At 65.8% G+C, this 7,632-nt stretch carries 5 protein-coding genes and 1 rRNA gene; 2 read left to right on the top strand and 4 right to left on the bottom strand.

The genetic code is table 11. The annotated features are described in order from the left end of the window. Positions 1-132: 132 nt before the first annotated feature. Positions 133-247: ribosomal RNA gene (gene rrf / locus HNR60_RS22280) — 5S ribosomal RNA — on the top strand. Between the two features lie 180 nt (positions 248-427). Here rrf and putA read toward each other — a convergent pair. After that, positions 428-3,505, bottom strand: coding sequence for a bifunctional proline dehydrogenase/L-glutamate gamma-semialdehyde dehydrogenase PutA (gene putA, locus HNR60_RS22275; RefSeq protein WP_184262277.1), 3,078 nt, complete (start codon positions 3,503-3,505; stop codon positions 428-430). 147 nt (positions 3,506-3,652) lie between these two features. Between putA and HNR60_RS22270 the strand changes: the two genes are divergently transcribed. Further along, positions 3,653-4,303 (top strand): hypothetical protein, encoded by a 651-nt coding sequence (locus HNR60_RS22270; RefSeq protein WP_184262275.1) that lies wholly within the window; start codon positions 3,653-3,655, stop codon positions 4,301-4,303. A 131-nt stretch (positions 4,304-4,434) separates the two neighbouring features. Here HNR60_RS22270 and HNR60_RS22265 read toward each other — a convergent pair whose 3' ends face one another. The 3 genes from HNR60_RS22265 to HNR60_RS22255 form a co-directional block, all read right to left on the bottom strand. Then, positions 4,435-4,635, bottom strand: coding sequence for a cold-shock protein (locus tag HNR60_RS22265; protein WP_011474677.1), 201 nt, complete (start codon positions 4,633-4,635; stop codon positions 4,435-4,437). Positions 4,636-4,930: 295 nt separating this feature from the next. Beyond that, a complete protein-coding gene (locus HNR60_RS22260; RefSeq protein ID WP_184262273.1) occupies positions 4,931-5,983 on the bottom strand; it encodes a YcjF family protein in 1,053 nt (350 codons plus the stop codon). After that, on the bottom strand, positions 5,980-7,446 hold the full coding sequence (locus HNR60_RS22255; RefSeq protein ID WP_184262271.1) for a YcjX family GTP-binding protein: 1,467 nt from the start codon (positions 7,444-7,446) through the stop codon (positions 5,980-5,982). Before HNR60_RS22255 ends, HNR60_RS22260 begins: the two co-directional genes overlap by 4 nt. Between the last annotated feature and the right edge of the window lie 186 nt (positions 7,447-7,632).

Genomic DNA, 7,632 nt, shown 5'->3' with positions numbered 1-7,632 from the left:
GCATGAAAATAGAAATCATAAAGAGACCGGCGAATAGCGAATAGGGAGTGGCGAATAGAGAAGATTGTCTTCCATTCGCCATTCGCTGCTCGCCACTCGCCTCCCGCTTGCTTCAAATTTGTCCTTCGCCGGCCTGGTGGTTCTAGCGAGGAGCTTCAACCCGATCCCATCCCGAACTCGGCCGTTAAACTCCTCAGCGCCAATGGTACTATGGCTTAAGCCCTGGGAGAGTAGGTCGCTGCCAGGCCTGCAAAGGACAAATCCTCAAAATATACGATCTCATCAAAACAAACAAAAACGCCGCGCTGGAAACAGCCCGGCGTTTTTGCGTTGGGATGCAGCCCGCGCGCAGCGCCGTCCAGGCGTCGCGGCCCAAACCAAAATCGACAAATGCGTCAGCCCGCCGCGTCAAGCCGGCGTCCGATCCTCAGCCATCTTCATCCTCCGACAAAAGCGCCGCATTGCCGCCGGCGGCTGCGGTGTTGATGCTGACGGTCTGTTCCAGCGCGAAGCGCGGCAGATAATGCGGCCCGCCGGCCTTCGGCCCGGTGCCGGACAGCCCGGAGCCGCCGAACGGCTGCACGCCGACCACCGCGCCGATCATGTTGCGGTTGACGTAGACATTGCCGATCGCGAGCCGCTTGATCGCGTGGTCGATGGTGGCGTCGACGCGGGAATGAATCCCGAGCGTCAGCCCAAAGCCGCTGTGCGCGATGGCTTCGAGCACCGCGTCGAGTTGATCGGCGGCGTAGCGCACCACATGCAGGATCGGGCCGAACACTTCTTCGGTGAGCTGATCGGCGCGCGCCAATTCGAACAGCTGCGGCGCGACGTAACCCGGCCCGGGGGCGCGGCCTGCGAAATGCACCCGCGCGTCAAGCGTCATGCGCACGATATGCGCGTCGAGTCGCGCCGCCGCTTCGCGATCGATCACCGGGCCAATGTGAGTCGCCGGGTCGCGCGGATCGCCGACCTTTAGTTCCCGCGCGGCGCCCGCGACGATCTTGATCATGCGGTCGGCGACGTCGTTTTGCACGAACAACAGCCGCAGCGCCGAGCAGCGTTGACCGGCGGAGCGGAACGCGGAGGCGGCGACGTCGTCGGCGACCTGTTCGGGCAATGCCGTTGCATCGACGATCATCGCGTTGATGCCGCCGGTCTCGGCGATCAGCGGCACGATCGCGCCGTCCTTGGCGGCGAGTGCGCGGTTGATCGACCGCGCCACCTCCAAAGATCCGGTGAACACCACGCCGTCGATGTCGGCATGGGCCGCGAGCGCTGCGCCGATTGCGCCGTCGCCGGGCAGCAGCTGCAGCGCAGTCTTCGGCACGCCGGCCTGGTGCAACAGCTTCACCGCCAAAGCCGCGATCAGCGGCGTTTGTTCGGCGGGCTTGGCGACCACGGCATTGCCGGCCATCAACGCCGCGCTGACCTGGCCCAAGAAAATCGCGAGCGGAAAATTCCATGGCGAGATCGCCGCGAATACGCCGCGACCGCGCAGGCTCAGCACATTGCTCTCGCCGGTCGGCCCAGGCATCGTTTCGCCGTGGCTGAACAGCCGGCGCCCTTCGGCTGCGTAGTAGCGGCAGAAATCCACCGCTTCGCGCACTTCAGAAAGGCAATCGTCGAGCGTCTTGCCGGCCTCGCGCTGCAACAGCGCAATGATTGTTGCGCGATGCTGTTCCAGCAGCGTGGCTGCGCGCTCCAGCGCTGCGGCGCGGGCGTCCGCCGGCGTGCGCGACCAAGTGACAAAACCGCGTCGCGCCGCGACGACCGCCTGGTTCACCTGTTCGGGCGTGGCTTCAAGCACCTCGCCGACGACGCTGGTCGAATCGATCGGGCTGAGCACCGGCCGCGCGGTGCCGCGCCGCGCCACCCCATCGATCAGCGGCGCGGCGGTGAGTGGTGCAGTCTGCGCCGCGATCTCGGACAGCAATGCGTCCAATGCAACACGATCGCCGAACTCGAAACCCTGCGAGTTGAGCCGCGGCAAATACAGATCGCGCGGCAGTGGAATTTTTGGATGCCGCGCGCGCGTGGCGTCGCCGATGATGTCCGCCGGCCGCCGCAGCAGCGCCGCTACCGGCACCTTGTCGTCACCGGCCAGCGCCACGAACGAGGAATTGGCGCCGTTCTCCAGCAGCCGCCGCACCAGATAGGCCAAAAGGTCGCGATGCCCGCCGACCGGCGCATAGATCCGGCACGGCAACGCCGGCTGATCTTTCGCGAGCTGTGCGTACAGCGCTTCGCCCATGCCGTGCAGCCGCTGCAATTCGAAGCCGTCGGCATCGCCGGCGATCTCGAGCAGGCTCGCCACGGTGAGCGCGTTGTGGGTGGCGAATTGCGGATAGATCAGCGGCCGCAGCGCAAGTAGCTTTTGCGCACAGGCGAGGTAGTTGAGGTCGGTCATCGCCTTGCGGGTGAACACCGGATAGTCGGGCAGCCCGCGCTCCTGCGCGCGCTTGATCTCGCTGTCCCAATAGGCGCCTTTGACCAGCCGCAGCATCAGCCGGCGACCCTGCCGTCGCGCCAATTCGGCCGCGTGATCGATCACCGCCAGCGCGCGCTTCTGATAGGCCTGCACTGCGAGGCCAAAGCCGTCCCAACCGGCCAGCGACGGATCGCGCAGCACCGCGGCGAACACCTCGAGCGACAATTCGAGCCGGTCGGCCTCTTCGGCGTCGAGCGTGAAATTGAGATCGAAGGCTTTGGCCTGCCGCGCCAGCTCGATCACGCGCGGCACCAGCTCGCTCATCACCCGGTTGCGGCAGAGCGGCTCGAAGCGCGGATGCAGCGCCGACAGTTTCACCGAGATGCCGGGGCGCGCGGGCAACTCCGCGCTTCCCGCGCTGCGGCCGATGGCGTCGATCGCTTTCGCATAGGAGGCGAAGTAACGCTCGGCGTCGGCTTGCGTGCGGGCGCCTTCGCCGAGCATGTCGAACGAATAGCGGGAGCCTGCCTGCGCGCGTTGCAACGCCGCTTCGATGGTCTCGCCGAGCACGAAGTGATTGCCCATCAGCCGCATCGCCGCGCGGGTGGCGGCGCGCACCGCCGGCGCGCCGATGCGTTTGCTCAAACCGGCGAGAATGCCTTGCGGGGTTTCCGAGGCTTGCACCACGCGGGCCGAAATCCCCAGCGCCCAGGCCGAGGCGTTGACCAACAGCGCGTTTGATTGCGTGGCGTGGTGTTCGAAATCGCCCTGGCCGAGCTTGTCCTCGATGAACTGATCGGCGGTCCGCGCGTCCGGCACCCGCAACAGCGCTTCGGCCAGCACCATCAGCGCCACGCCCTCCTTGGTGGAGAGCGCGAATTCGCGCAGCATCTCCTCGACGCCGCCGAGCCGGTCGTGACCGCGGATCGCCGCGACCAGCCGCGTTGCGTTGGCGTCGATCCGCGCCTCGCGCTCCGGCGCAAGCCGCGCGGCCGCGAGCAGCCCGGCGGCGAGCGCGCCGTCGTCGGCGGCATAGGGCGCGCTGAACAGGGGGAGAGCTGACTGGTCTAGCATCCGGATGCTCCGCCATGGCCTCCTCGAGACATGGCGATCCGGCGGCGGGTTGCAAAGGCCGACGCGCGGCGCACGCGGCTGTGGAGCGTGATATTGGCAGGCCCAAGCGGGCGGGCTAGGTTTGCCGCCAAACCATGGAATGACGGCATGACATCGACGCATCACCTCCGTTCACGCCTGCGCTGCGCGGTCGCGGCCATCGCCGTCGGCGCAATCGCACTCAGTGCGGCCATATCGGCGCAGGCCGCCGAGGTCTCGCCGGCGATCGCCCAGCTCTACACCTCGGTGTCGATCTTCCCGCCGTCGGGCAATGCGATGACGGTGTGCTACGGCTTCGTCTGCCGGCGCCGCCATGCGCTGGAGTTCGGCCCCGGCGATCGCCGGGCGTTGACCCAGATCCTCAGCAGCGGGCGCGGCTCGGCGGCGGCGGAACGCGCCGCGGTGCAGAAGGCCGTGGTGTGGTTCGATCGCCGGGTCGGGCCGGTGCTCGGCACCGACAAGCGGGTGGCGCGGGCGGATTTTCGCGCCGGCGCCGACAAGGCGAATTTCGATTGCTGGGACACCACCCGCAACACCACGAGCCTCTTGTTATTGCTGCAGGACTGGGGGCTGTTGAAATATCACAGCGTCGGCAATCCGCATTATCGCGGCAACGTCTTGGTGCTGCAGACGCCGCACAACACGGCGGTGCTGCTGGAGCGTGCCACGCAGGTCGAATGGGTGGTGGATCTATGGACCCGCGGCTATGCGCAGTCGCCGGACGTGATGCCGGTCGGACAATGGGTCAAGCAGGACTAGCGCCCGCCGCATACAAAAAAACGATGGCCGTACTTGGAACGCGGGCCATCGCAAAATTCAGCATCAAACTTTTTTGGAGGACGCACCCTCGGATTATCTCCGAGGGCATGCCTATCGAACAACGTCGCCGATCAAACCTTGAGGTTTTCCGCCGAAGTCTTGCCGCGATTGGCGACTTCTTCGAATTCAACCGTCTGACCTTCATTGAGCGTCGAAAGGCCTGCCTTCTCAACCGCCGAAATATGGACAAACACGTCCTTGCCGCCATTGCTGGGCTGAATGAAACCGAAGCCCTTGGTGGCGTTGAACCACTTCACAGTACCTTTAGCCATGTAGAGAGTCTCCGCAGGAATTAAAACGTAACGAACGGTCGGTCCCTGCACACCGGCTGGTTCTACGCTGCACGTTACGCGGTATCGCGGTCGCTTGATAGCTTAAACAATGGCCGAATCGTCTTGTGGTCGCCGTCGAAGCGGAAAATCCGGGGTTTTTTCCGGGTTTTCCCGCCGCCCGACGCGCCAGACGCGAAATGTCGATCTCACGCTACCGGCGAAGGGACGCGCGCTCGGCGCATAAGGGAAAAGGATTCGAAGGAACTCGTCGGGTTCCATCGTGACAGCCCGGGCGCTACTCGTCCTTCTCGCGCTTGCGCATCAGGTCCTTGACCAGATCGCCGAGCACCGGGCGCGGCACCGCGATGAACGGCAGCGGCCGCGTCAGGTCGATCGCCGCGAGCCCCAGCCTGGCGGTGAGCATCCCGTTGAGCACGCCTTCGCCGAGCTTGGAGGACAGTTTCGCGGCGATGCCGTGACCCAGGACCTGCTGCACCACGCTGTCGCCGATCGCGACGCCGCCGGTGATGGCGAGATGCGCGATCACCTGCCGCATCAGCCGCATCATGCCGATGGTGCCGGGGCGGCCGCCATAGAGCCGCGCCAGCTGCCGTACCAGCCGCAACGCCGCGATGAACACGAACAGCACGTCGATCAGCGCCTTCGGGCTGATCGCGGTGACCAGCGAGACGCGCTGCGCTGCGGTCGACACCAGGATGCGGGCCTGCTGATCCAGCGGCTCGAGCAATTCGCGTTCGGCGAGCCGGATCAGATCGGCGCCGTCGATGATGTCGTTGAGATGGGTGTTGAGCGTGGTGCGGGCGCGGGCCAGTTGCGGGTTCTGGTTCTCCAGCGTCAGCAGTTCCTTGACGATGGCGCGGCCCTCGGCGCGGTTGTCGGTCTCCAGCACCACCAGCGCGCGGCTGTGCAGTTTTTCGATCGCCGCCATCCGCAACATGCTCATCACCTCGCGGGTGACGATCACCGCCAGCGCCAAGCCTGCGATCACCGCCAGCACCATCGCGATGCTGCCGAGCGTCTTGTTCTGCGCGAACAGGTCTTCGATCAGCCGGGTCACCGCGAGCCAGGCGGCGAGCGAGACCAGGCCGCTGACCGCGCTCCAGAACAGCGTCGCCCAGCGGAATCCCTTGCGCACCGCCAGCACCGGCGCGGCTTCGGCCGGCACCGTCTCGGCGGCGACCTGGTCCTTTTCCTGCGTGATCTGCACCCGGGCGCGCGGCGACGACGGCTGCGGCCGGCTGACGTCTTCGGCCGGTTCGGTCACCACCACGCTGGGATCGCCGAGCTTGAAGGTGGCCGGCCGGCGACTTTGAAACCGCTCGGTCATTGCAGCTTGTCTCCGATCAGGAACTGGAGCGCGCGGTCGAGGCGGATGTGAGGCAGGATGGTATCATCCGGGCCGCGATCGGCAATATGCGGCGGCCGGAACCGGAGGAAACGGTAATCGGCGTATTCGGCGTCGCCGGCGGCCAGCCCGCGAAACGCACCGGCCTTGAATATCTCCTCGAGATTGGTCGGCAGGTCGCCGGGGAAGGTCGCAACCTCGGTCTCGCCGTCGAAGATGTCGCCGCCGGAGGTTTCGCCGGCGATCGGCGTGCCGACGATCGAGGGCAAACGGTCGTGACCGCGCTGCACCTGGGCTTCGCGGGTGGCACGCACCGCCGACAGCGCCACCACGTCGACCGCGGCGCCGGCGTATTCGGCGCGGCCGGCGGCGCGCTCGACCAGCCGGCGCAGGATCGCTTCCAGCCGATCGTGGCTGGCGTGATGCAGGTGGTCGGCCTTGGTGGCGGCGAACAGGATGCGGTCGATCTTCGGCCGGAACATCGAATTCAGCAGCGAACTGCGGCCGATCCGGAAGCAGTCGAGAATCCCGGCGAGCGCCGATTCCAGATCGTGCAGCGCCTCAGGACCGGCGTTGAATGCGGTCAGCGCGTCCACCAGCACGATCTGGCGGTCGAGCCTGGAGAAGTGGTCGCGGAAAAACGGCCGCACCACCACGTCCTTGTAGGCCTCGAAGCGCCGCCGCATCATCGCCCACAGCGTGCCGTCCGGCGGCTCGCCGCCGGCCGGCACGTCGAGCGGCGCGAAGGTCAAAGCCGGTGAGCCGGCGAGGTTGCCGGGCATCAGGAAGCGGCCGGGCGGCAGCAGGCTCATGGCGAACTGCTCGTCGCGGCATTCGCGCAGATATTTGGTGAACAGCTTTGCGGCGGTCAGCGTCGCCTGTTCGTTTTCGCGGCCCTTGGGCGAGAGCGTGGCGAGGTGGGCGTGCCATTCGCCGGCGAGCCGCACCCGCGGGTCCTGCATCGACAGCTTCAGGCTCTCCGCCGCCCATTGTTCGTAGCTCTGGTTCAACAGCGGCAGGTCGAGCAGCCATTCGCCGGGATAATCGACGATGTCGATGGTCAGCGTGCGGTTGGCGCCGTTCTTGCGTTGATAATCCACCACGAGGCGCAGTTCGCTGATGTCGACGGTGGAGTGCGGCCAATTGCGGTCGTCGATCAGCGTTCTTAAGTGATGTTCGTAATCAAACCGGGGAACCGCATCGTCCGGCTGGGGTTCTAGACGAGCCTTGGCAATCCGGCCGGTCGCCATCGATTCGAAAATCGGGAAGCGGCCGCCGCGCGACAGGCCGTGCACCAGGGCGGTGATGAAGATGGTCTTGCCCGCGCGCGACAGGCCGGTGACGCCGAGCCTGATCGTCGGGTTGAACAGGTTGTCGCTGTAATCGATCAGCGCCCGCGCCGACAGCCGCGCTTCCTCGATGATATTGGAGAAATTGAAGGCCATGCTTCGATATCGGCTCGATCGGACAGAGAAACCGGGCGAAATTAGCCGGAAAGCACCGATTCTGGCGAATCAAGCCTTGGGTTTGCCGGGTTTGCAGACGAATAGTCTGCCTGTCATCGACCGGCAACAGAAGATGATTTATCGTGCCGGGTCGGGCGTCTTGAATGCGCCAGATCAATTTACAAC

Source organism: Rhodopseudomonas rhenobacensis (assembly GCF_014203125.1).
GTDB classification, from domain to species: Bacteria; Pseudomonadota; Alphaproteobacteria; order Rhizobiales; family Xanthobacteraceae; genus Rhodopseudomonas_A; species Rhodopseudomonas_A rhenobacensis.
The sequence above is the reverse complement of the archived record's forward strand: the minus strand, read 5'-3'. Positions and strand labels throughout refer to the sequence as shown.